Annotated in this window: 20 protein-coding genes; 9 read left to right on the top strand and 11 right to left on the bottom strand. The window is 72.2% G+C overall.

The window, feature by feature from the left end; translation table 11 throughout:
- Positions 1 to 661: 661 nt before the first annotated feature.
- Entirely contained in the window at positions 662 to 982 is a 321-nt protein-coding gene (locus tag IEY78_RS09800) for a GYD domain-containing protein (protein ID WP_189097237.1), read from the bottom strand.
- A gap of 218 nt (positions 983 to 1,200) precedes the next feature.
- On the opposite strand from IEY78_RS09800, the gene mgt reads away from it, so the two are divergent.
- Entirely contained in the window at positions 1,201 to 2,439 is a 1,239-nt protein-coding gene (mgt, locus tag IEY78_RS09795) for a macrolide-inactivating glycosyltransferase (RefSeq protein WP_229699824.1), read from the top strand.
- On the opposite strand, the gene IEY78_RS34275 is transcribed toward mgt, so the two are convergent.
- Positions 2,402 to 3,403 (bottom strand): helix-turn-helix transcriptional regulator, encoded by a 1,002-nt coding sequence (locus IEY78_RS34275; protein ID WP_229699823.1) that lies wholly within the window; start codon positions 3,401 to 3,403, stop codon positions 2,402 to 2,404. The genes mgt and IEY78_RS34275 overlap by 38 nt on opposite strands.
- A gap of 188 nt (positions 3,404 to 3,591) precedes the next feature.
- On the opposite strand from IEY78_RS34275, the gene IEY78_RS09780 reads away from it, so the two are divergent.
- Both IEY78_RS09780 and IEY78_RS09775 read left to right on the top strand, forming a co-directional pair.
- Positions 3,592 to 4,329 carry an SDR family oxidoreductase gene (locus IEY78_RS09780; protein ID WP_189097236.1) on the top strand — a complete coding sequence of 246 codons (738 nt, stop codon included), beginning with the start codon at positions 3,592 to 3,594 and terminating at the stop codon, positions 4,327 to 4,329.
- A 255-nt stretch (positions 4,330 to 4,584) separates the two neighbouring features.
- Positions 4,585 to 5,628: an alpha/beta fold hydrolase gene (locus IEY78_RS09775; RefSeq protein WP_189097235.1), complete on the top strand. Its 1,044-nt coding sequence runs from the start codon at positions 4,585 to 4,587 to the stop codon at positions 5,626 to 5,628.
- Positions 5,629 to 5,647: 19 nt separating this feature from the next.
- Here IEY78_RS09775 and IEY78_RS09770 read toward each other — a convergent pair whose 3' ends face one another.
- The 4 genes from IEY78_RS09770 to IEY78_RS09755 form a co-directional block, all read right to left on the bottom strand.
- Positions 5,648 to 7,540: an alkaline phosphatase family protein gene (locus IEY78_RS09770; RefSeq protein WP_189097234.1), complete on the bottom strand. Its 1,893-nt coding sequence runs from the start codon at positions 7,538 to 7,540 to the stop codon at positions 5,648 to 5,650.
- 236 nt (positions 7,541 to 7,776) lie between these two features.
- A complete protein-coding gene (locus IEY78_RS09765; RefSeq protein WP_189097379.1) occupies positions 7,777 to 9,015 on the bottom strand; it encodes a DUF2786 domain-containing protein in 1,239 nt (412 codons plus the stop codon).
- A 153-nt stretch (positions 9,016 to 9,168) separates the two neighbouring features.
- Positions 9,169 to 10,434, bottom strand: coding sequence for a L,D-transpeptidase (locus IEY78_RS09760; protein ID WP_229699821.1), 1,266 nt, complete (start codon positions 10,432 to 10,434; stop codon positions 9,169 to 9,171).
- Between the two features lie 310 nt (positions 10,435 to 10,744).
- Positions 10,745 to 11,083 carry a hypothetical protein gene (locus IEY78_RS09755; protein WP_229699820.1) on the bottom strand — a complete coding sequence of 113 codons (339 nt, stop codon included), beginning with the start codon at positions 11,081 to 11,083 and terminating at the stop codon, positions 10,745 to 10,747.
- 108 nt (positions 11,084 to 11,191) lie between these two features.
- Here IEY78_RS09755 and IEY78_RS09750 point away from each other — a divergent pair, with 108 nt between their 5' ends.
- The gene (locus IEY78_RS09750; RefSeq protein ID WP_189097232.1) at positions 11,192 to 11,560 is read left to right on the top strand and encodes a hypothetical protein; all 369 of its coding nucleotides are present in this window, start codon (positions 11,192 to 11,194) and stop codon (positions 11,558 to 11,560) included.
- Between the two features lie 20 nt (positions 11,561 to 11,580).
- Here IEY78_RS09750 and hutH read toward each other — a convergent pair whose 3' ends face one another.
- The 5 genes from hutH to IEY78_RS09725 all read right to left on the bottom strand — a co-directional run bounded on the left by hutH (position 11,581) and on the right by IEY78_RS09725 (position 17,896).
- Positions 11,581 to 13,125, bottom strand: a complete 1,545-nt coding sequence (hutH, locus tag IEY78_RS09745) for a histidine ammonia-lyase (protein ID WP_189097231.1) — start codon at positions 13,123 to 13,125, stop codon at positions 11,581 to 11,583.
- A 106-nt stretch (positions 13,126 to 13,231) separates the two neighbouring features.
- The gene (locus IEY78_RS09740) at positions 13,232 to 14,347 is read right to left on the bottom strand and encodes a GGDEF domain-containing protein (protein ID WP_189097377.1); all 1,116 of its coding nucleotides are present in this window, start codon (positions 14,345 to 14,347) and stop codon (positions 13,232 to 13,234) included.
- A 251-nt stretch (positions 14,348 to 14,598) separates the two neighbouring features.
- Positions 14,599 to 15,399 (bottom strand): enoyl-CoA hydratase/isomerase family protein, encoded by an 801-nt coding sequence (locus tag IEY78_RS09735; protein WP_189097230.1) that lies wholly within the window; start codon positions 15,397 to 15,399, stop codon positions 14,599 to 14,601.
- Between the two features lie 134 nt (positions 15,400 to 15,533).
- Entirely contained in the window at positions 15,534 to 16,790 is a 1,257-nt protein-coding gene (locus IEY78_RS09730; protein WP_189097229.1) for an adenylate/guanylate cyclase domain-containing protein, read from the bottom strand.
- 182 nt (positions 16,791 to 16,972) lie between these two features.
- Complete coding sequence (locus IEY78_RS09725; RefSeq protein ID WP_189097228.1) at positions 16,973 to 17,896, bottom strand: biotin--[acetyl-CoA-carboxylase] ligase; 924 nt, start codon at positions 17,894 to 17,896, stop codon at positions 16,973 to 16,975.
- Between the two features lie 131 nt (positions 17,897 to 18,027).
- Here IEY78_RS09725 and IEY78_RS09720 point away from each other — a divergent pair, with 131 nt between their 5' ends.
- The 5 genes from IEY78_RS09720 (at position 18,028) to IEY78_RS09705 (ending at position 22,473) form a co-directional block, all read left to right on the top strand.
- Entirely contained in the window at positions 18,028 to 19,617 is a 1,590-nt protein-coding gene (locus IEY78_RS09720; protein ID WP_189097227.1) for an acyl-CoA carboxylase subunit beta, read from the top strand.
- A gap of 49 nt (positions 19,618 to 19,666) precedes the next feature.
- A complete protein-coding gene (locus IEY78_RS09715) occupies positions 19,667 to 19,879 on the top strand; it encodes an acyl-CoA carboxylase epsilon subunit (RefSeq protein ID WP_189097226.1) in 213 nt (70 codons plus the stop codon).
- Positions 19,880 to 20,041: 162 nt separating this feature from the next.
- The gene (gene mmpB, locus IEY78_RS34805; RefSeq protein WP_268240261.1) at positions 20,042 to 20,170 is read left to right on the top strand and encodes a morphogenic membrane protein MmpB; all 129 of its coding nucleotides are present in this window, start codon (positions 20,042 to 20,044) and stop codon (positions 20,168 to 20,170) included.
- 162 nt (positions 20,171 to 20,332) lie between these two features.
- Complete coding sequence (locus IEY78_RS09710) at positions 20,333 to 21,817, top strand: peptidoglycan D,D-transpeptidase FtsI family protein (RefSeq protein ID WP_189097225.1); 1,485 nt, start codon at positions 20,333 to 20,335, stop codon at positions 21,815 to 21,817.
- A gap of 44 nt (positions 21,818 to 21,861) precedes the next feature.
- Entirely contained in the window at positions 21,862 to 22,473 is a 612-nt protein-coding gene (locus IEY78_RS09705) for a Maf family protein (RefSeq protein ID WP_189097224.1), read from the top strand.
- Positions 22,474 to 22,545: the final 72 nt, after the last annotated feature.

Raw genomic sequence — 22,545 nt, 5'->3', positions numbered from 1 at the left:
GTCGGTGCTGGCGCGGAGGTCCTCGAAAATCAGGGGGCATTGGTCGGTGCCGAGGGTGATGCGGGTTGCGTGGACGATCGGTGTCGCGTCGGGGATTTGCAGTGTGGCGCGTTCGTCGGGCAGGGACAGCGGGCGCTGGCGGTCTCGTCCCAGTTGAGTCTGTTGGTTCGTCGCGGTGAGAATGGCGTAGATCTGATCCGGCTCTGTGTCCGGGCATTGCCGATCTGTTCGTCTTCGGGGAGTCCGAGGAGCGGGCCCGTGGGTGCCGTGGTCGTGGTTCGGTAGATGGCCGAGGTTTCGGCAGCACGCTATGGCTGGTGACCGGTGCGGAAAGTCTTGCCTCTGCGGTGATGGGGCGCTCGACAGTGACCGCGGTGGGGGCGGGGACAGCTCAGACAAAGAGGTGCTTGATGTGGGCGTCCTCCATGGACGCGGCGTCCAGGCTGTGCATCTGCAGTGGTGGCCCAGGGCGGCATTGTCGGCTCAAGGAACTTCGCCAGCGCGCGCTGCTCTTGGTCATGGGCATCCTGCCCCGACGGTGCAAGTGTTCTCGCGGTCCAGGTGCAGCCGGGGCGATGAACAGGCGGCTTTGCCATGGGGGCTGTGGTCCGGGGCGCGGTTTCCGGGGTTGGGTGAATTCCCTTCCTCGCGCTGTGCGTTGTTACGCGCTTGGGGCGCGGAAGGGGACTTGGCGGTGGGCGGCCTCGTCGATCTCTTCGGTGGTGAGGAGGGGGGTGGCTTGGGTGTGCAGGGCTCCGCTGGCCTTGACGGCGAGGCTGATGGCGGCCATGGAGACCGGGTCGGGGAGGTCGATGATGATCACGATGTCGGTCTCTCCGAAGGCGAAGTAGACGGACTCGACTGTTCCGCCGAGGCCCGTGACCACCTGGTCGACGGCGGCTCGGCGGCCGCTCGCGCCTTCTTTGAGCAGCCCCTTGACGCCCTCGGAGGTGTAGGTGGCCTGAATCAGGTACTTCGGCATTGGGGTACTCCCTGCCCTTCGTATGTCCCGGATGCAGAGGCCCTTCCCGTTGGCGCGCCGACCGCCACGCGCCGGGCTGCCTGATTCACCCATTGGATGCCAAGGCGGTGAGTAAGGGAGAGGAGGAGCAGGCCGGAGCGCAGGCGTCTGTCCGGGTCCGCGGCTCCCCCACCCTAAATGCGTTGCACGATACGTATCGTCTCGCCTAGCTTCGGGGCATGACGAAGCCGAGGTCCAGTAAGCGTGCCCATATCGCGATGTTCTCCATTGCTGCCCATGGGCATGTGAATCCGAGTCTTGAGGTGATGCGGGAGCTGGTGGCGCGTGGGTATCGCGTGACGTATGCGATACCGCAGGTGTTCGAGGAGAAGGTTGCCGAGACCGGTGCGGAGCCGGTGCTGTATCGCAGCACGTTGCCGTCGCCGGATGATGATCCGTCGGCGTGGGGGACGACGCTGCTCGACAATGTCGAGCCGTTTCTGGAGGACGCGATTCAGGCGTTGCCTCAGCTCATCGACTCGTATGAGGGGGGTGGGGGCGGTGAGGGGGATCGGCCGGATCTTGTGTTGCATGACATCGCGTCGTATCCGGCGCGGGTGCTCGCGCACCGGTGGGGGGTGCCCGCGGTGTCGTTGTCGCCGAATCTGGTGGCGTGGGAGGGGTACGAGGAGGAGGTCGCCGAGCCGATGTGGGCGGAGCCGCGGGCTACCGCGCGGGGCCGGGCGTATTACGAGAGGTTCGGCAACTGGCTGGCCGAGAACGGGATCGGGCGGCACCCCGATGCGTTCGCCGGGCATCCGGACCGGTCGATCGTGCTGATTCCGAAGGTGTTGCAGCCGAACGCCGACCGGGTCGATGAGGCGGTGTACTCGTTCGTCGGGGCCTGCCAGGGGGACCGGGCCGCGCAGGGTGGCTGGGAGCGGCCGGCGGGCGCCGAGCGGGTGCTGCTGGTCTCGCTGGGGTCCGCCTTCACCAAGCAGCCCGGGTTCTACCGCGAGTGCGTCAAGGCGTTCGGGGACCTGCCGGGCTGGCACGTCGTGCTCCAGGTGGGCAAGCACGTCACCGTCGATGACCTGGGAGAGGTGCCCGGGAACGTCGAAGTGCGGTCGTGGGTGCCGCAGTTGGCGATTTTGCGGGAGGCCGATGCCTTCATCACGCATGCGGGCGCCGGGGGCAGTCAGGAGGGGCTGGCCACGGCCACGCCCATGGTGGCCGTCCCGCAGGCCGTCGACCAGTTCGGCAACGCGGACATGCTCCAGGGGCTCGGCGTGGCCCGGCACGTTCCGATGGAGGAGGCGGATGCCGCCACCCTCCGGGCCGCGGTGCTCGCGCTCGTCGACGATCCGGAGGTGCGGCGCCGGCTCGAGGCCATTCGGGCGGACATGGCCGCCGAGGGTGGGACCCGGCGGGCGGCCGACCTCATCGAGGCCGAACTGCGGCAGGCCGGGGGCCGGTAGCCGGTTCGTCGGCGTTGAGGTAGACCACCAGGGTCTGGTCGGGCTGTTCGGCCAGATGGAAGGCGGTGTAGGCGTACTCGACCGGGCCGTGCACGGGGTGGCGCAGGCGTTTGCGGCCGCTGTGGCGGGGCTGCACCTCGTACCGGCCCCACCAGGCGCGTGCCTGGGGGCTGCCGTCGGTCAACTCGTCGATCAGCCTGGTGTAGCGGGGGTCGGCGGGGTGGCGGGCGGCCTGGGTGCGGAGGCGGGCGAGCAGGCCGCGGGCCTCGGGTTCCCAGTCGACGACGATGTCCCGGGCCATCGGTTCGAGGAACATCCAGCGGACGAGGTTGGGGGGCCGGTCTTGCTTGTCGCCGGGCCACAGTTCCGACCCGTCGCCGGGCCACAGTTCCGACCTGTCGTTGGGCGGCCGTTCCGAACCGTCGCCGGGCGTCCGTTTCGGCTCGTCGCCGGACGGCTGTTCCGACCCGTCGCCGGGCGTCCGTTCCGACCTGTCGCCGGGTTGCTGCTCCGGCTCGTCGTCGAAGAGTCGCGGGAACAGTTCGACGGCCGCCTGGTTGTGGCTGAGGACGTCGTAGTTGCCGCCGATGAGGTACGCCGGGTTCGGCTGGAGCAGTTGCGGCACGGCTGCCGCCTCGGGTGTGAGCGGCTCGCGTTCTGCGGGCTCCGCCGCGGGCGCGTGGCCGGCGAGCTGGAGGAGGTGGGCGCGCTCGTGGCGGTCGAGCCGCAGTGCCTCGGCGAGTGCGGTCATCACCTGTGCGGAGGCGCGGATCTCCCGCCCCTGCTCCAGGTACGTGTACCAGGTCGCGCTCATCCCGGCCAGCAGCGCCAGCTCCTCCCGGCGCAGCCCCGGGGTCCGGCGGCGAGCGGTCCGCGGCAGGCCGACCTCGTCGGGTGTGAGGCGCTCCCGGCGGCTGCGCAGGAACGCGCCCAGCTGACGGCGTTGGTCCGGCGGTAGGGGCATACGGCTGAGACTCCTGGTTCCAGAATAAAGGGATTCTGGATACCAGGCTAAGGCTCCCGGAGACTCGTGGGTGTCCGCGGGCCCGGGCGGCGCTTCATGTGCTCGCGCGGGTGCTTCATGAAGCGCGGATGCTTCATGTGCCGCCGCCCCGGGCTCGTATCCCCGTACTGAACAGGAAGGACGTCCTCATGGCCGGAACCGAGGGCAAAGTCGTGGCGATCACGGGAGCCAGCAGCGGCATCGGGGAGGCGACGGCGCTGCTGCTCGCCGAGCGCGGGGCGCGGCTGGTGCTCGGTGCGCGCCGGACCGAGCGGCTGGCGGAGCTGGTGGCCCGGATCGAGCGGGCGGGGGGCTCGGCCGTGCAGATCCGGACCGATGTGACCCGGCCGGAGGATCTGCACGCGCTGGTGGCGCTCGCCACCGAGCGCTTCGGCCGGCTGGATGTGCTGGTCGGCAACGCGGGGGTCGGCACGATCTCGCCGCTGGACGATCTGCGGGTCGAGGAGTGGGACCACATGATCGACGTCAATGTGAAGGGGGTGCTGCACGGCATCGCCGCCGCGCTGCCGGTCTTCCGCGCGCAGGGCGCCGGACACTTCGTCACCACCGCCTCCACGGCCGCCTTCCGCATCGTCCCGACCATGGCGGTCTACGCGGCCAGCAAGTTCGCGGTCCGGGCCCTGTGCGAAGGGCTGCGCCAGGAGGCGGGCGACGCCCTGCGGGTGACCACCGTCTCGCCCGGCGCGATCGCCACGGATTTCGCCGAGGCGTCCTCCAACAGCCGGGTCCGGGCGGAGATCACGAAGATGCGGGACGACCTCGCCATCCCGCCGGACGCGATCGCCCGGGCCATCGCGTTCGCCATCGAGCAGCCCGCCGACGTCGATGTGAACGAGATCGTGGTGCGCCCCACGGCCCAGGGCTGACCGCTGCGTGCAGTGATCCCCCGGCGCGGTGTGTCGGTGTCGTTGTCAGCCTCGGCGTCGGCGTCGGCGTCGGCGTCGGCGTCGGGGAATGCGTGCCTCTGGATTTCCGGAATTCCGGTCGGCGCCTCGCCGGAATGGCATGGCATTTCCCGTTTCGGGCGATCACGGCGGTAGCTTCGGTAGCTTGACGTGGCTGTGCAGATGTCGGCGGGACGGGCCGGTGTGCGCGGTACGCACCCTTCACGAGGGAGTGACATGAGTCGATCGGGCAGGATCCGCCGAGGCGGTCGCGGGGTGCGCGGAAGAGTTCTCGGGCCGGCCGGAATTCTGGCCGCGTGCGCGTTGCTCGGTACGGCGTGCGGCATCTCCTCCCCCACGCATTCCGCCCTTTCCGCGGACGCGAGTGCCGATACCTCGGCGTCGTCCTTCGCGCGTCTGGTGGATATCGGCCAGGGGCGCAAGATGTATCTGGAGTGCCACGGCAGCGGGTCGCCGACGGTCATTCTGGTGCCGGGGCTCGTCGCCGCGGCCGATACCTGGAGAAATGTGCGCGGCCCCGCCGGTGCGATGAAAGCCAGCGGTTCCGCCGTATATCCCGGGGTGGGGCGCTTCACCCGGGTCTGCTCCTACGACCGTCCGGGGACGGCGCGGGAGGGCGGCAAGCCCACCACCTCGACGTCGGTCTCCCAGCCCACGACGCCACGGGCCGACGTCGCCGACCTGCACACGCTGCTCACCACGGCGAAGGTGCCCGGCCCCTACGTCCTCGTGGGGTGGTCGGCGGGCGGGCCGATCGTCAGGATCTACGCCGGCGAATATCCGCGGGACGTGTCCGGACTCGTTCTCGTCGACGCGGAGACGGAATTCCTGCAATCGCGGCTCACACCGGCGCAGTTCACCACCTTTCTGGCGCTGGAGCGCAAGGACGACGCGAAGCGCATCGCCCAGTGGAAGGATGTGGAAAGGCAGGAGCCGACGACCGTCTTCGGGCAGGTGCGGGCCGCTCCGCCCGTGCCGGATGTGCCGGTGGTCGTGCTCTCCGGGGACGAATTCGATCCCCGCGCATTCCGCGCCCGGCTGCCCGCCGGCGCCCCGGCAAACTATCCGCAGGTCTTCTGGCGGGCCCAACTCGCCTCGCAGGGAGACCTCGCGCGGAAGTTCCCCGGCGCCCGGCACGTCACGAAGACGAACAGCGACCACAACATCCAGAACAATCAGCCGCAGCTGGTCATCGACGCGGTGCGCGAGGTGGTCGACAAGGCCCGCCGGCGGCAGAGCGGCACGCCGTCCGCTTCGTGAGGGGGAGCGCCGTGGGCGCCTACCGGGAGGCCGCCGGTGTGGTGGTGCCGGGGTGCGGGCCGTAGGCCTTCAGGAAGCGGTCGCGGAAGGTGTCCATCCGCCAGACCGGGGCCCGGTGGCCGGGGTTCAGGCTGGGTGTCCAGTGCCAGTCGGAGATCCGCTTGAGGACGTCGGGGTCGTGGGCGACGAGCGCGACCGGCACGTCCCGGCTGGCGTGGTCGCCGGAGACCTTCGCGACCGGCTGGTGGTCGCCGAGGAAGACCAGCACGGTGTTCTTGTTGCCGTACTTCTCGACGTACGAGATGAGGCTGTTGAGGGAGTACTGGATGGACTTGCCGTACTCGGTGCGCACCCGGTCGGTCTGCTGCCACACGTCGACGGGGTTCTTGCCGGCCTTCTCGATGGAGCGGTAGACGGAGCCGTCGCCGACCTTGTTCCAGGGCAGCGTCCTGGGCAGCGGTGCCCAGGGGTTGTGGCTGGAGGTCAGGATGATCTCGGACATCAGCGGCTTGTCGTGCGGCCGGCCGTGCTCCAGGCGCTGGAAGGCCGAGAGGCTGTACTGGTCGGGCATGGTCGACCAGCTGAACTTCGGCCCCCGGTAGCCGAGTTCCCGTGAGTCGTAGACGTGGTCGAGGCCGTAGAACTTCGCTTCCGGCCAGCCCTTGGTGACGCCGGGCATGATGCCGACGGTCCGCCAGGCGCCGGTGCGCTGGAAGGCCTTGGTGAGGCTGAGGTGATCGCCCGCGGTGACGGTGCGGTAGCGCTGCTGGTTGTCGATCCACAGGCCGGACAGGAACGTGGAGTGGCCCAGCCAGCTGCTGCCGCCGTAGGTCGCCGAGGTGAGCCAGCCGCTGCGGGCCGAGTAGCCGGCCGCGCGCAGCCGCTCGGTGCCCTTGGCGAGCACCGCGTCGACGCCGGGCGCCATCAGCCGGTCCTGGACGGCGCTGCGGCCGTAGCTCTCGATGAACGTGAAGATGACGTCCTTGCCGCGCAGTCCGGTCAGCAGCTTGCTGCCCGGGGTGTTCCCGTACGGGTCGCTCGCGGCCACCCGGGCGAACTCCCGCTCGTCCTTGAGGGTCGCGCTCACGCCGTCCATCCGGGCCTGGACGAGGTCGGAGGTGCTCCGGGAGGCGACCGGCGCGCCGGCGACCTGGAGGCCGAGCGCCGCGCAGAGGACCCAGGCGGACCCGAGGACGAGGGTGGTGCCGGCGGCCGCGGCACGGTGGCGGGCCATCAGATTGCTCAGCCGGACGACGGCCAGCGCCGTGAGGACGAGCAGGGCCAGCACCAGGACCACGGCCGCGATCTCGACGCCGAGGGCGCCCGCCCGGCCGATCGAGTCCTGGAGGAAGGAGGCGCCGTCGCCGAGCAGCGGCCAGTCGAACACCACGTTGAAGCCGCGGCCCAGTGCCTCGATGAAGCCGATGTCGAGGAAGTCCAGGACGGCCAGCAGGGCGAGGACCGTCCCGGCGAGGACCGCCGCCACCCGCCGTACCGTGCGCGGCAGGACGAGCAGCAGGGCGGCGCCGGCTATGCCCTCGACCGGGATGCGGAGGAACTCGGCGGGGGTCAGGCGGGCGGGGTCGTTCGGGAGCAGGAGGGCGGCGAGGACCAGCGCGCCGGCCAGGACGGTGGTCGTCCACGCCAGTGTGCGGGCGGCGACCGGGTGCCGCTCGCGCCAGCCGTCCGCGGTCGCAGCCCCGGTGTCCGGAGTCGCGTCCTCGGTGTCCGGGCTCGCTTCCGTGCCGTCCGGGGTCGCGTCCTCGGTGTCCGGAGTCGCATCCCCGCCGTCCGGTGTCGCTTCCGGTGCGTCCGGGGGCGCCGCCTTCGGGTCGTCGTCCGGGGGCAGGTCCTCGGTCGCGGTGTTCCGCTCCTCCTGGGGCAGTTGGTGAGAGCTCGTGGTGTGCGACACCCGAAGGTCCTTCCGTGCGAGGCCCGGTAGTGGCACGGCGGACCGGACCCGGGAGGCCGACGCCGTCGATAGCTGTACGGGCGGCCGGCGGCCCGTGTTCAATCCGCAGGTCGTCGGCGTGGGGAGCGGGTGCCGGGGAGCGTGCGGGCGGCCCTCGGGGCGTCAGCCCTCCACGGCCCTCGGCGCGTCAGCCCTCCGCCGTCCCCAGGACGTCAGCTCTCCGCCGGCCCGGGGCGTCAGCCCTCCGCCAGCCGGGCCCGGTCCGCGGCCGCCGTGCCCTGGTGCCAGCCCTCGGCGTCGCGTACGCCGCGCAGGCGGACCGGGGCGGTGTCGGGGAAGAGGGCGCCGGTGGTCTCCTCGACGGCGAGGTCGCGGGCGGCGAGGACCGGGAGGAGGTCGGGAGCCGCGGGGTCCGACCCGGCCGAGGCGGACGCGGTGGCGGCGGCCGTGGCGGCGGCGAGCCGGTCGCGGATGCGGTCCGCGTAGGCGACGAGGAAGGTCTGGCGGAAGTCGCGGGTGCGGCGGGAGCGGCCGCGGGCGACGGGGGTGCCGCCCTGCGCCTTGAGCGCCCGGTGGTGGTCGTCGCCCGCGCGGTGCATCGCGGCGGTGGCCTGGAGCAGCAGCGAGGTATAGAGCAGCTCGGCCGCCTCCAGGTCGGGGGCGAAGCCGACAAGGGTGGAGAAGCCGACGTCGGCGGCCCAGACGGCGCGGCAGCGGTTGGCGGCCGCGACCGCGTCGAGCAGCAGGGCCTTGGCCTGTTCGTAGGGGCCCTCGATGCCGATCCGGACCGCCGACGGGCCGCCGGGGCGCCCGCCTCCGGGGCCGTCGGCGCGATCGAGGAGCGCCTCGTCGATGCTGTGCCGGGCCATGAGTTCCTGGGCCTTGGCGGACAGCGCCTCGGCCTCCTCGGCGTAGTCGGTCGCCTCGGCCTTGGCGAGGAGTCCGCGGATCCGGCCGAGCGCACGGTCCGCGGCGGCGCCCGACGGGCCGGATCCCGCGGTCGGCGGCGGGGCCGGCAGCGGGGTGATCCGGGGCAGCCGGGCGAGTGCGCGCAGCGCCGCCAGCACGTCGTGGGCGGTCTCGAAGCGGGAGGTGCGGCGGCGGGCGGCCAGGGCGTCGAGATAGCCCGGGCCGGACGGCCACCAGGCCTCGGCGCCGAGATCGCGCAGCTGACCGGCCCAGCGGGGGTCCCGCGGGGTACGGGCGGCGGGCGGCCGGTCCGCCTCGGCCGCGAGGGCGTCGACGACCAGGGCGGCCAGGGTCGTGCCGGCGTCCTCGCGCCGTACGATCCGCTCCAGGTCGGCGGGGAGCCAGCCGCCCGTCCGGCACCGGCGCACCGCGGCCACGGCGGCGTCGAGGACGGCCGCGCTGACCGCCTCCCAGCCGGACTCGGCCGCGGCCAGCACCGAGGCGCCGGCCTCCAGGGCGTCCTCGGCGGCCGCGCCGTCCGGCGCGTACCGGACGCTGCCGAGCACCTGCCCGACCAATTCGCCGGCCGCCGGCGACGACGGCCCGCCGCGCCCTCTTCCTCCGCGCTCGCTCACCCGCTCCACTCTACGGAGGGGCGGCGCCGGGCCCGTGGGCCGGTGGCGGCAGGGCGGCGGGCTACCCGCCGTGGGGCCGCGGGGTCACTGGACCGCGCTGCCGGCCACCCACTGCGACCAGTCCATGTTCCAGCCGTTGAGGCCGTTGTCCGGGGTGACGGTCCGGTCCGGGGAGTTGATCACCTTGACGACATCGCCGGTCTGCGAGTGGTCGAAGAACCACGCGCCGTCGGTGGTGTCGTCCTTGGCGCCCTTGGCGTCCTCGAGGCCGATGCAGCCGTGGCTGGTGTTGGTCTGGCCGAAGACGCCCTTGCCCCAGTAGTTGCCGTGGATGAAGGTGCCGGACGAGGACAGGCGCTGGGCGTGCGGCACATCGGGGATGTCGTACTCGCCCTTGCCGTTCTTCTTCTTGAAGCCGACGGTCGAGCCGTCCATCCGGGTCTGCTTGAACCGCTCGGAGATGACCATCTGGCCGTTGTAGGTCGGATGGTCGTCGCTGCCGGCCGAGATCGGCAGGGTCTTGATCGTGCGGCCGTCGCGCACCACCGTCATCTCGTGCGTCTTGGTGTCGACGGTGCTGACCTGCGAGTGGCCGACCCGGAAGCCGACGGTCTTGTTCTGGATGCCGGTGACGCCCGGCGAGGCCTCGACGCCGTCCAGGCCCAGGCGCATGGTGACCGCGGTGCCCGGCTTCCAGTACTGCTGGGGGCGGAAGTCCAGCCGCTTGTCGCTGAACCAGTGGCCGACGACCGGCTGGCCGCTGTCGTCGGAGACCTTGATCGCGGACTGGACGGCGGCCTTGTTCGTGACCGGCTTGTCGAAGTTGACCGACACCGGCATGCCGACGCCGACGGTCGAGCCGTCCTCGGGCGTGAAGTTCCCGATGAAGCTGTTGGCCGGGGAGACGGTGGTGAAGGAGGAGTTCTCCACGGCCTTGCGGCCCTGGGAGTCCACGGCGTGCGCGGTGACCTTGTACTTCGTCGCGCGGTTCAGCGGGCGGTCCGGCTTCCAGGAGCTGCCGTCGGCCGCGAGCGTGCCGCTGACGGTCTGCTTGTCGTCGGCCGAGGTCATGGTCACCTCGGTGAGCTTGCTGTTGCTGACCGTGACCGCGGCGTCGTCGTTGATGCCGGCGTCGGTCGCCCCGTCCTCCGGGGAGATCTTGATCTTGGCGACGGAGGCGTCCTTCGCGGCCGCCTCGTCCACCTGCCGGGTGTTCTCGTGACGGGTGGCGTCACCGCCGCCGGTGCCCTGCTGGGCCGCATTGCTGCCGCCGCACGCCGCAAGCGTGAGTGCGCCCCCCAGCAGCGCGGCGCTGGCTATGAGGCGCTTTCGTCGCTTGCTGTACGTCATCACACGCATCTCCATTGCTACCGGTTTCGCACGTTTCCCCGAGCGAGCTGCCCACTGCACGCAGGCCTGTCTGGTCGCAGGCATTCCGGCCGACGCCAGGGGAACGCCTTTTCCGTTTCCCGGGTTCCATGCCTCCACAAAGTGTGGGGTAGGACACGTATCGCCCCGATGCCGGTCAGAAGGTGATCACGGCAGGAAATCGGGGCGCTCCGGACTAGCCGGCCCCCGTGCGGCGGGTGCCGTACGGGGGCCGTGGTGGTCGTTGGGGGGCGCGCCGACGGGAGGGGGCGCGGCGCGGGAGAGGTGCCGGTCAGCCCTCCCCGTCGGCGTCGTCGGCCAGGTCCCACTCCGCCGCGTCCCACTCGGCGTCCGGGTCGTAGTCGGTCAGCTCCTCACTGCTCCAGGAGGCCTGCGCGAGTTCGGTGCCCGGCACCCCGGTGACCAGGTCGAACGGGTCGATCAGATGGGCCAGCGCGTCCGCCGGGTCCTCCTTGACAGCCTCCAGGGACTGCCGGCGCTCCTCGTCGGGGAGCGAGGGGTCCTTGCCGATGTGGTCGACGGCGGCGCCGGTCAGCCGGTCGGTGTCGGTGACCTCCATGATCAGTTCGACATGAAGCCGCACAAAACGTGATGTCTCGCCTTTGCTCATAGCACGGAGGTTAGGCATGGACCGGTCCCGACTTCCCCACGACCCGCGGCTGTCATTAACATCTGAGGTCAACGGCCAATTCGCCGACCCACAAGGGGGATCGCATCCGTGACGGCACGACGACCACTGCTGACCGCCGCGGCCGCGGGATCGGTACTGTTCGCCCTGTGGTTCGTACCGTCCGCCAATGCCACCGCGGAACATGACGGAGTGGCAGCTGCGGCCCCGCGGGCGGCGGTGGCACCGGCCGGGCGCCAGTTGGCCGACCGGGCCGTGGAGCAGACCCGCGACGCGGGCGACCGGTCCGCGACGACCACCGCGCACGACGGCGCAGCGGCCGCCCCCGCACCGCACTTCCTCGCCGACACCGGCAGCCCGGACACCACGCCGTACGTGATCGGCGGCACCGCCTGCCTCGCGCTCGGCGCCGGCCTGGTCAGCTACTCCGTCCGCCGCACCCGCGACGGGAGCCTCTGAGACCGGCGCCCGCCCGCCCGTTACGCCAGCGGGCCGGTGACCGACTCCACGGCCGCCACCAGCTTCCCCTCCTGCACGAACGCGTACGCGGCCGCCAGGTCCGGCGCCAGGAAGCGGTCCTCGCCGGGCCCCTGGACACCCGCGGCGCGCACCGCGTCCAGCACGGCGCGGGTGGCCGGGGCCGGGACCAGGCCCTCGCGCATCTCGACGGCGCGGGTCGCCGCGTACAGCTCGACGGCGACGATCCGGGTCAGGTTGTCGACCGCGGTGCGCAGCTTGCGCGCCGCCGACCAGCCCATCGAGACATGGTCCTCCTGCATGGCGGAGGACGGGATGGAGTCCACCGAGGCCGGCGCGGCCAGCCGCTTCAACTCGCTGACCAGGGCGGCCTGGGTGTACTGGGCGATCATCAGGCCGGAGTCGACGCCCGGGTCGCCGGCCAGGAACGCGGGCAGCCCGTGCGAGCGGTTCTTGTCCAGCAGGCGGTCGGTGCGGCGCTCGGCGATCGAGCCGAGGTCGGCCGCGGCGATGGCCAGGAAGTCCAGGACGTAGGCGACCGGCGCGCCGTGGAAGTTGCCGTTGGACTCCACCCGGCCGTCCGGGAGGACGACGGGGTTGTCGACGGCGGCGGCCAGTTCGCGGTCGGCGACCAGCCGGGCGTGGTCGAGGGTGTCCCGGCCGGCGCCGGCGACCTGCGGGGCGCAGCGGATGGAGTAGGCGTCCTGGACGCGCGGGGCGTCGTCCTGGTGGTGGCCGGTGAAGCCCGAACCGTCCAGCACCTTGGCCATGTTGGCCGCGGCGGCCGCCTGCCCGGGGTGCGGGCGGATGGCGTGCAGCTCGGGCGCGAGGACCTTGTCCGTGCCGAGCAGGGCCTCCAGGGACAGCGCCGCGGTGATGTCCGCGGAGGTGAACAGCCGCGCGAGGTCGGCGCAGGCCATCACGAGCATGCCGAGCATGCCGTCGGTGCCGTTGAGGAGCGCCAGGCCCTCCTTCTCGCGCAGCGCGACGGGCTCGATGCCGTGCGCGGCCAGCAGTTCGCCGGCCGGGCGGACCACGCCGTCGGGGCCCTCCGCGTCGCCCTCGCCCAGCAGCGTCAGCGCGCAGTGCGACAGCGGGGCCAGGTCGCCGGAGCAGCCGAGCGAGCCGTACTCGTGCACGACGGGCGTGATGCCCGCGTTGAGTATGGCCGCCATCGTCTCGACGACCAGCGGGCGGACGCCGGTGCGCCCGGAGGCCAGCGTCTTCAGCCGCAGGAACATCAGGGCGCGGACGACCTCGCGCTCGACCCGCGGGCCCATGCCGGCCGCGTGCGAGCGCACGATGTTGCGCTGGAGCTGGGCCCGCAGCTCGGGGCTGATGTGCCGGACGGCCAGGGCCCCGAAGCCGGTGGAGACGCCGTAGACGGGGTCGGGCTTGGCGGCGAGTTCGTCGATGAAGGCGCGGGAGGCGGCGACGGCCGCGAGGGCCTCCTCGGACAGCTCGATCCGGGCCGCGCCGCGGGCCACCGCGATGACGTCCTGTGCGGTCGTGCCGGACGTCCCCAGCACCACAGTGTGCATATCCATATTCAGGCACCCTAGAGACTGAATCGTCAGATGTCACCACCGGATTTCGGGATCACCCCTTACCGGGCGTGCACGCCGGCCCGGAGGCCGCCGGGAGCGCGCCGCCTCACCTCCGGAAGCGCCGGCGCTCCGGCCCCGGGCGCCGGTCGGGGGCGTCCGCGAGCCGGACCACCGGGTCGTCGGTGCCGCCGTGCCGCCCGGCGACCACCGGCTCGCCGGACCGCGCCGCCTTGGCCTTGTACTGCGCGGCGTCCGCGAGCCGGAAGAGCCGCCGGGCGCTGCGCACCTCACCGATCGGGTCGCCGGTCGAGGCGACCCCGACGGCGACGCCCTCCCCGAGGTCCAGCTCCCCCGCCCGGTCGCACAGTTCACCGGCCACCTTGACCACCTCGTCGGCCGGCGCGCCCACCGCCAGCAGACAGAATTCGTCGCCGCCGAGCCGGGCGGCGAGGGTGCCCGGCAGCATGGCGCCGCACAGCGAGAGCACCGAGCCGAAGCGCTCCAGCAGCCGGTCGCCGACCGCGTGGCCGCGGGAGTCGTTGACCCGCTTCAGCCCGTTCAGATCGCACACCACCAGGCTGACCGCCACGCCGTCCCTGCGGTGCAGCTCCAGCGCCTCGTCCAGCCGCATGTCGACGGCGCGGCGGTTGGCCAGCCCGGTCAGGGAGTCGGTGAACGCCAGCCGGCGCGCCTCCGCCAGCCGCTCGGTCTGGGCGATCCCGGCGGCCGTCACGGCCGCGAGCACCCCGGCGAAGTCGGCGTCCGCCCGGCCGAAGACCGGCTCGCCGGTGCGCCGCGCGACATACAGCTCGCCCCAGGCCCGCCCGTGCAGCACGATCGGCGCGACCACACAGCAGCCGCGGCCCCGGCGGCGCAGCGCGGCCACCCGCTGGGCGTTGCCCCGGCCGCCGCCCGGCTCCCCGGGCGCCACCACGGCCACCGGGAGGGCGCCGGCGGTCTCCACCCAGGCGCTGGACTCACCGCCGCCCGCCCACTGCTCGTGCACGAAACCGGCGATCTCCGGGAACTCGTGGACGGGGTAGCTCTCGTCGTCCGGGAACTCCTCCTCGCCCTCGGCGAGTTCGCCGGTGTTGACCAGCACCCGCAGCTTGCCCAGCTCGCGCTCCCATTTCGAGATCGCCGCGAAGGAGCCGCCCAGGGCCCGGCACACGCCGCGGGCCGCGGCGTGCGCCGATTCGCGCGGTGTGTGCGCGGCCGCCATCGCCTGCGCCAGCCCCACCACGGCCCGCAGCCTCGCATCGCCGTCGCCCGTCACCGGATCCTCGCATTCCGTCACCGTGAGCACGCTCTGTACCTCAGCGTAGGAATGTTTAACCCCTTCCGCCCCTTCCGGTGCGCGATCGACACCCGTACGCCGTCCCGTCCGCCCTGGTCGGACGGGACGGATGAGCAATCGGTGAGGCCTTGCGGACAGGTCTTACGGTGCGTCACCAGGGGCGGTGCGGTCCCGGGTCACTCCCCGGGCCACTGCGGCGCGCGCTTCTCGTTGAAGGCCGCCACGCCCTCCGTCCGGTCCCCGGAGAAGGCCACGCTGCGCCAGGCGCCGTCCTCCAGGTCCAGGCCGGTCCGCAGGTCCAGGCCGTGCCCCAGCCGCATCGCGCGCTTGGCGGCGCGCAGCCCCAGCGGCGAGTTCCGGGCGATCCGGGCCGCCAGCTCCAGCGCCTCGGCGCGGTCGCGCCCGTCCTCGGTCAGCTGGTCGACCAGGCCCAGCTCCGCGGCCTCGGCCGCCGGCACCCGCCGCGCGGTGAAGACCAGCTCGGCCGCCCGCGCCGCGCCCACCCGGCGCGGCAGCAGCTGGGTGCCGCCGCCCCCGGGGATGACGCCCACCGACACCTCCGGCAGGCCGACCGTCGCCGTCCCGTCGGCCACGATCAGATCGCAGGCCAGCGCCAGCTCGTAGCCGCCGCCGAGCGCGAAGCCGTGCACCGCGGCGATGGTGGGCATCGGCAGTTCCAGCACGCCCGTGTAGGCGGCGCGGGTGCGCGGGCGCTGCCGCATCAGCTCCGCGTCGGTGAGGGAGTTGCGCTCCTTGAGGTCCGCGCCGACGCAGAACGCCCGCTCGTGGGTGGAGGTGAGGACCACCGCCCGGACCGTGCGGTCCGCCGCCAGCTCCTCGCAGGCCTGCGCCAGGCTGTCGGCCATCGCCGTCGACACGGCGTTCATGGCCTTCGGGCGGTCCATGATCAGTTCCGCCACGTGGTCATGGCGCTCGATGGCCACCCAGCCGTCCGCGCCGAACCGTCGCTGTGACATGCAGCCCTCCCTGTTAACGGTCGTTGACCTGACGCTGGGATCATGTCAGGTACGCGCCCCGGGGCACAGGAGGGGGCGGGAGGCTTCGTCACGGGCGGACGGACCCCGCACGGCCCGGGCGGGCGGCGCCCCGGTCAGTCGCGGCGGCTCAGCAGCCAGGGTTCGACGACGCCCAGCCCGCGCACCGGCCGCTGCCACATCGGCTGGAGCGCGAAGCGGTAGGGCGGGGGCGGGCTGCCGGTGCCCTCCTCGGCGGCCTTCTCCGCGGCCGCCGCCTCCGCCTCGGAGACCGGCGCCTCGCCTATCCGCCCCAGTTCCTCGGCGAACGCCTCGTCCACCAGCACGGTGTCCTTCGGCGCTATCGAGGTCAGCCGGCTCGCGAGATTCACGGTCGTGCCGAAGACGTCGCCCATCCGGGTCGTGACGGTGCCGAAGGCGATGCCGACGCGCAGCTCCGGCATCGTCTCGTCGTGGGTCATCGTCTCGATCAGCCGCAGGCCGATCTCGGCGGCGACCCCGGCGTCGTCGGCGGAGAAGAGCACCTCGTCACCGAGGGTCTTGATGAGCCGGCCGCCGTGCGCGGCCACCAGGTCGGAGCAGGTGGTCTCGAACGCCTCCACCAGCTCGCCGAGTTCCTCCTCCTCCAGGCGGCGGGTCAGGCGGGTGAAGCCCACCAGGTCGGCGAAGCCCACGGCGAGCCGGCGGTCGACCATCTCGGCGTCGTCCTGGGCCCGCACCACCCGGCCGGTGGCGGCGGCGAGCTGGCGCCGCCAGACGTAGACGAGGAACTCCTCCAGCTCGGGCAGCAGCAGCTCGACCAGCGGGTAGGTGATCTCGGTACGGGTCAGGCCGGAGTCCTGGGGCTCGGTGAGGCCCTCCAGGAAGGAGTCGATCTGCCAGTCGGCCAGTCGGGCGGTGGTCTGGCCCGTGGACCGGGCGACCTGGATGGCCATGGCCTCGCTCAGCAGGCCCGCCTCGACGAGGCCGGCGAGGCGGCGCAGGGCCAGCACATCGGCCTCGGTCAGCGCCTTGACCTGGCCGATGTCGGCGAAACCCATGGCCCGCCAGAAGCGGGCCGCCAGATCCATCGAGACACCGGCGCCGCGGGCCGCCTGGAACGGGGTGTAGCGGCGGTCGGCGCCGAGGATGAGCTGTTCGAGGCGGATGGCGATGGTGTTCTCGTCGTCCGCCTCGCGGGCCGCGGGGGCCCCCTCGGAGGCGGCGCGCGCCGGGTCGGTGCCGGCCGGTGCGGAGCCGTCGGCGGGAGCGTCGCCCGCACCGCCGCCCCCGCGGGCGGAGTCGCCCGCGGAGCCGTCGTCGGGGGCGCCCGGCACGGCGTCGTCCCCGGTGTCCACGTCGCGCGGGGTGGCGCCCGAGTCGTCGGCGGTCACCGGCCGCTCCCTGTCCGATCCCTGCGCACTGCCCTTCCGATCACTGCTCGCCGGTGGTCCGCTCCCTGGCGGACCGCCTCAACGATACGGCAGGTGTGCTCTGGCTCACTCTCACATGTCGGCCCTGACCACGGAAGACCAGGGCCCGGGCCCGGCCGGCGGACGCGGTGCCGCCGGCCCGCTCAGCCCTGCTGACCGGCACCGTCCGCGGTCCCGGCCGGCGGCGCGGGACGCAGATGAACGATGTCCCCGGCCCCGACCGGGCGCTGTACGCCGTTCGCGGTGGCCAGCACCAGGCGCCCGTCGCCGTCGATGGCCACGGCCTCGCCGGTGAGGTCGTCGCCCCCGGGGAGCTCGGCGCGCACCGAACGGCCCAGGGTGGCGCAGCCGGCGGCGTAGGCCTCCTGGAGGCGGCTGGCGGCGGGGTCGCCGCCGGCGTCCTGCCAGGCGCCGTACCACTCCTCCAGCGACCGAAGGACGGCACGCAGCAGCGGGTCGCGGTCGGTGCTGACGGCACCGGCCAGGGCCAGCGAGCCGGCCGTGGGCACCGGGAGTTCCTCGGCGGTGAGGGAGACGTTGAGGCCGGTGCCGACGACGACGCCGTCCCCGGCCCGCTCGGCGAGGATGCCGCCCGCCTTGCGCTCCCCCGCGGGCCCGGCGGCCGCTCCGGCGGACGTCACCAGGAGGTCGTTGGGCCACTTGAGTGCCGTGTCGATGCCGGCCACCTTGGAGACCGCGGTGGCGGTGGCGACCCCGGCGAGCAGCGGCAGCCAGCCCCAGCGCTCCACGGGGACGCGGGGCGTGAGGTAGACGGAGAAGAAGAGGCCGGAGCGGGCGGGCGCCGACCAGGCGCGGTCGAGGCGGCCGCGGCCGGCGGACTGCTCCTCGGCCACCAGGACGGCGCCCTCGGCGGCCTCGCCCCGCGCCGCACGCTGGGCCAGGTCGGTGTTGGTGGAGCCGGTGGCGGGCACGACGTCCAGGGAGGTCCACAGCGAGCCGGGGCGCACCAGGGCCCGGCGCAGCGCCGCGGCGTTCAGCGGGGGGCGGCCCAGATCGCTCCAGCGACCGGCATCTTTGTCCCGGTTTTCCGGTGGTTGAGGCGTCATGGGACCAGCCTAGGTGTGGTCAACGACGCAGTGCCGCTGAGCAGTCCCGCCGATACGCTACGAATCAGTAGCCCAACGCATACCACCCTCAGCACGAGCACCAGTCCAGGACGAGCAGGAGCCGCATCCCGATGTCCGAGCCGGAAGCACACATCCACACCACCGCGGGCAAATTGGCGGATCTGAAGCGGCGGGTCGAAGAGGCCACGCACGCCGGTTCCGCCCGTGCGGTGGAAAAGCAGCACGCCAAGGGGAAGTTGACGGCGCGTGAGCGCATCGATCTGCTGCTGGACGAGGGCTCCTTCGTCGAGCTGGACGAGTTCGCGCGGCACCGGTCGACCAATTTCGGGCTGGAGCAGACCCGTCCCTACGGTGACGGCGTGGTGTCCGGCTACGGCACGGTCGACGGCCGCCCGGTGGCCGTCTTCTCCCAGGACTTCACGGTCTTCGGCGGGGCGCTGGGCGAGGTCTACGGCGAGAAGATCGTCAAGGTGATGGACTTCGCGCTCAAGACCGGCTGCCCGGTCATCGGCATCAACGACTCCGGTGGCGCGCGCATCCAGGAGGGTGTGGCCTCGCTGGGCATGTACGGCGAGATCTTCCGCCGCAACACCCACGCCTCCGGTGTGATCCCGCAGATCAGCCTGATCGTCGGGCCGTGTGCGGGCGGCGCGGTCTACTCCCCCGCCATCACCGACTTCACCGTCATGGTCGATCAGACCTCGCACATGTTCATCACCGGTCCCGACGTCATCAAGACGGTCACCGGCGAGGACGTCGGCTTCGAGGAGCTGGGCGGCGCCCGCACGCACAACACCACCTCCGGCGTGGCGCACCACATGGCGGGTGACGAGAAGGACGCGATCGAGTACATCAAGGGCCTGCTGTCCTACCTGCCGTCCAACAACCTCTCCGAGGCGCCGGCCTTCCCGGAGGAGGCGGACCTGGAGACCTCGGACACCGACCGCGAGCTGGACGCGCTGATCCCGGATTCGGCCAATCAGCCGTACGACATGCACACCGCGATCGAGCATGTGCTGGACGACCACGAATTCCTGGAGACCCAGGCACTGTTCGCGCCGAACATCCTGACCGGCTTCGGGCGGGTCGAGGGCCATGCGGTGGGCGTGGTGGCCAACCAGCCCATGCAGTTCGCGGGCATCTTGGACATCAAGGCGTCGGAAAAGGCCGCGCGGTTCGTGCGGACCTGCGACGCGTTCAACGTCCCGGTGATCACCTTCGTGGACGTGCCCGGCTTCCTGCCCGGCACCGACCAGGAGTGGGACGGCATCATCCGGCGCGGCGCCAAGCTGATCTACGCGTACGCCGAGGCCACCGTCCCGCTGATCACGGTCATCACCCGCAAGGCGTTCGGCGGCGCCTACGACGTCATGGGCTCCAAGCACCTGGGCGCGGACCTCAACCTGGCCTGGCCGACCGCGCAGATCGCCGTCATGGGCGCGCAGGGCGCGGTCAACATCCTGCACCGCCGCACGCTGGCCGCGATCGAGGACCCGTCGGCCCAGGACGAGCGGCGCCAGGAGCTGATCCAGGAGTACGAGGACGCCCTGCTCAACCCGTACGTGGCGGCCGAGCGCGGCTACGTCGACGCGGTGATCATGCCGTCCGAGACGCGCCGGCACATCGTCCGCGGACTGCGCACGCTGCGCAACAAGCGCGAGGCGCTGCCGCCGAAGAAGCACGGCAACATCCCGCTCTGACCGGCAGAACAAGCAGGACCAGCACGACCGGCGAAGGGAGCCGTTCTCCATGATCAAGGTCGTACGGGGCAATCCCACACCCGAGGAGCTGGCCGCCGCACTGGCGGTGGTGCAGGCCCGCGCGGCGGCGGCCGCGGCCGCCGCGCCCGGCGGGAAGGACCGCGGCACCGAGTGGTCCGACCCCGCGTCCACGGTTCCGGCCCGGTCGCGGATGCCGCACCCGGGCCCGCGGGCCTGGCGGACGAGCTACTGGCCGCACTGAGCCGGCGGCGCGGGCGGTGACCGGCCGGGTGAGCCGGGCGGGCCGCCCGGTCCGGCGGACCGGTCAGATCGGTGCATGATGCACCCGTCTAGTCCTTCCTGCGGGTGGCGCCTGAGTACGCGTACTCAGGCGCCACCCGTGCTCCGGGCACAGGATCGATACATGCTGTGGTCCGATCCGCCCGATGAGCCTCCGGAGGAGCTGCGCGACATGCAGGCCAGGCTCCACCGGATGGGCATCGTGCTGGCCGTCGCCGCGATCGTGGTGATGGTCCTGATCATGCGGGGATAGCCGGTCCGGCCCGCGCGCGGCCGGTGTTCCCGTCCGCGGAGAGGTAACGGTCACAGCCTCCGCCGGCAACCATTGCCCCTGAAATCCACTCTTTCCCTCCCGAGGGCGCATATCGGGCCCCGTTGTTCGCCGGGCCGGCAGCCGAACGGGAGTGGAAGAGCGATGAACAGGCCGTTGCGGCACATAGCCGTCTTCTGCGGGGTACTGGTGCTGGCCCTGCTGGTCCGGGCCACCTGGGTCCAGTTCGTGCAGGCCGACGACCTGGCCAGCGACCCCCACAACCGCCGCGTCAAGATCGAGGAATTCTCCTACCCGCGCGGCAACATCATCGTCGGCGGCAAGCCGATCACCGGCTCCGTGGCGACCGCCGGCGACTTCAAGTACAAGCGGACCTACAAGGACGGCCCGATGTACGCGCCGATCACCGGGTTCTCCTCGCAGGCCATGGGCTCGACGTTCCTGGAGGGCATCTACAAGAAGGTGCTCAGCGGCAAGGACGACCGGCTCGCCCTCAAGCAGGCCAAGTCCATCCTGACCGGCGAGAAGCCGCGCGGCGGCGATGTGCTCACCACCATCGACCCCAAGGCGCAGAAGGCCGCGTACAAGGGGCTGACCGACCTCAACGCCAAGGGCGCGGTGGTCGCGCTCGACCCGCGCAACGGCAAGGTCCTCGCGATGGCCTCCACCCCCTCCTACGACCCCTCGGTCTTCGCCGGGATCTCCAGCGCCGACGGCAAGAAGTTCAAGGCGCTGGAGGACGACAAGAGCAAGCCGATGAACAACCGGGCGCTGCGCGAGACCTACGCCCCCGGCTCCACCTTCAAGATTCTCACCGCCGCGGCGGCTCTGGAGCACGGCGTGATCAGCGACATCAACGCCCCCACCGGCGCCCCCACCCCCTACACCCTGCCGCTCAGCTCGACCAAGGTCGGCAACGACGTGGCCGGTGCGCCCTGCGACAAGGCCTCGCTGAAGACCGGCATGCAGTGGTCGTGCAACAACGTCTTCCTCGACACCGCGCTGAAGGTCGGCAAGGACAAGATGCGCGAGACCGCCGAGAAGTTCGGTTTCAACTCCGATGTCTACGACAAGGACTTCGGCGACATGCTGGCCAGCAAGAGCCTCTACCCCACCAAGCTCGACAAGCCGCAGACCGCCCTCACCGGCATGGGCCAGGGCAGCCTCACCAGCACCCCGATGCAGATGGCGATGGTCGCCGCCGCCCTCGCCAACGACGGGAAGCTGATGATGCCGCACGTCGTCGACGAGGTCCGCGGCCCCGACCTGTCGACGCTGGAGAAGCTGGAGCCCAAGGAGATGTCCCAGGCCGTCTCCGCCGACACCGCGAAGAAGGTGCAGGAGATGATGGAGTACACCGTCTCGGACGGCACCGCCTCCAAGGCCAAGATCGACGGCGTGACCGTCGGCGGCAAGACCGGCACCGCCCAGCACGGCGCGAACGTCAACGACGAGCGCCCGTACGCCTGGTTCGTCTCCTACGCCAAGCAGAGCGACGGCACCTCGCCGGTCGCGGTCGCCGTCTTCGTCGACCCCAAGGACATGGACATCCCCCGCTCGGAGATCGCCGGCGGCAAGCTGGGCGGGCCGATCGCCAAGTCCGTGATGGAAGCGGTGCTCAACAAGTAGTCCGGGCACCACCCGCCGCGGCGGGGCTCCGTACGATGGCGCACATGACCGAAGAGCCCCGCCCCCGCCGCCTCGTCCTCGCCTCCCAGTCCCCCGCCCGGCTGGCCCTGCTGCGGCAGGCCGGGCTGGCGCCCGAGGTCGTCGTCAGCGGGGTCGACGAGGACGCGCTGAGCGCCCCGACGCCCCGCGAGCTGGCCCGCGTCCTCGCCGAGGCGAAGGCGGACGTCGTCGCCGCCCGCCCGGAGATCCACGGCGCGCTGGTCGTCGGCTGCGACTCGGTGCTGGAGCTGGACGGGCAGGCGCTGGGCAAGCCCGCCGACGCCGAGGACGCCACCGCCCGCTGGAAGTCCATGCGCGGCCGCTCCGGCGTCCTGCGGACCGGCCACTGCGTCATCGACACCGCGACCGGCCGCCGGGTGTCCGCCACCGCCTCGACCACCGTCCGCTTCGGCGAGCCGACCGACGAGGAGATCACCGCCTACGTCGCGAGCGGCGAACCGCTGCACGTCGCCGGCGCCTTCACCCTCGACGGCCGCTCCGCCCCCTTCATCGACGGCATCGACGGCGACCCGGGCAATGTCATCGGCCTGTCCCTGCCGCTGCTGCGCCGGCTGCTCGCGGACCTGGACGTGGCGATCACCCAGCTCTGGACCTGACGGGACCTTTGGGGCACCCCCGAGCGCCCACAGGGAGTGCCCCGGCATGGCCTGATCCGGCACGGATCCGGG

It is taken from the genome of Streptomyces kronopolitis, assembly GCF_014646275.1.
GTDB classification, from domain to species: Bacteria; Actinomycetota; Actinomycetes; order Streptomycetales; family Streptomycetaceae; genus Streptomyces; species Streptomyces kronopolitis.
This window is presented reverse-complemented; position numbering and strand designations above follow the sequence as displayed.

Bases quoted from the DNA above. Each gene is read 5' to 3' on its own strand.
- IEY78_RS09800 (WP_189097237.1), bottom strand. From the start codon at position 982: ATGCCGAAGTACCTGATTCAGGCCACCTACACCTCCGAGGGCGTCAAG.
- mgt (WP_229699824.1), top strand. From the start codon at position 1,201: ATGACGAAGCCGAGGTCCAGTAAGCGTGCCCATATCGCGATGTTCTCC.
- IEY78_RS34275 (WP_229699823.1), bottom strand. From the start codon at position 3,403: ATGCCCCTACCGCCGGACCAACGCCGTCAGCTGGGCGCGTTCCTGCGC.
- IEY78_RS09780 (WP_189097236.1), top strand. From the start codon at position 3,592: ATGGCCGGAACCGAGGGCAAAGTCGTGGCGATCACGGGAGCCAGCAGC.
- IEY78_RS09775 (WP_189097235.1), top strand. From the start codon at position 4,585: ATGAGTCGATCGGGCAGGATCCGCCGAGGCGGTCGCGGGGTGCGCGGA.
- IEY78_RS09760 (WP_229699821.1), bottom strand. From the start codon at position 10,434: ATGACGTACAGCAAGCGACGAAAGCGCCTCATAGCCAGCGCCGCGCTG.
- IEY78_RS09755 (WP_229699820.1), bottom strand. From the start codon at position 11,083: ATGAGCAAAGGCGAGACATCACGTTTTGTGCGGCTTCATGTCGAACTG.
- hutH (WP_189097231.1), bottom strand. From the start codon at position 13,125: ATGGATATGCACACTGTGGTGCTGGGGACGTCCGGCACGACCGCACAG.
- IEY78_RS09740 (WP_189097377.1), bottom strand. From the start codon at position 14,347: ATGGCGGCCGCGCACACACCGCGCGAATCGGCGCACGCCGCGGCCCGC.
- IEY78_RS09735 (WP_189097230.1), bottom strand. From the start codon at position 15,399: ATGTCACAGCGACGGTTCGGCGCGGACGGCTGGGTGGCCATCGAGCGC.
- IEY78_RS09725 (WP_189097228.1), bottom strand. From the start codon at position 17,896: ATGACGCCTCAACCACCGGAAAACCGGGACAAAGATGCCGGTCGCTGG.
- IEY78_RS09720 (WP_189097227.1), top strand. From the start codon at position 18,028: ATGTCCGAGCCGGAAGCACACATCCACACCACCGCGGGCAAATTGGCG.
- IEY78_RS09715 (WP_189097226.1), top strand. From the start codon at position 19,667: ATGATCAAGGTCGTACGGGGCAATCCCACACCCGAGGAGCTGGCCGCC.
- mmpB (WP_268240261.1), top strand. From the start codon at position 20,042: ATGCTGTGGTCCGATCCGCCCGATGAGCCTCCGGAGGAGCTGCGCGAC.
- IEY78_RS09710 (WP_189097225.1), top strand. From the start codon at position 20,333: ATGAACAGGCCGTTGCGGCACATAGCCGTCTTCTGCGGGGTACTGGTG.
- IEY78_RS09705 (WP_189097224.1), top strand. From the start codon at position 21,862: ATGACCGAAGAGCCCCGCCCCCGCCGCCTCGTCCTCGCCTCCCAGTCC.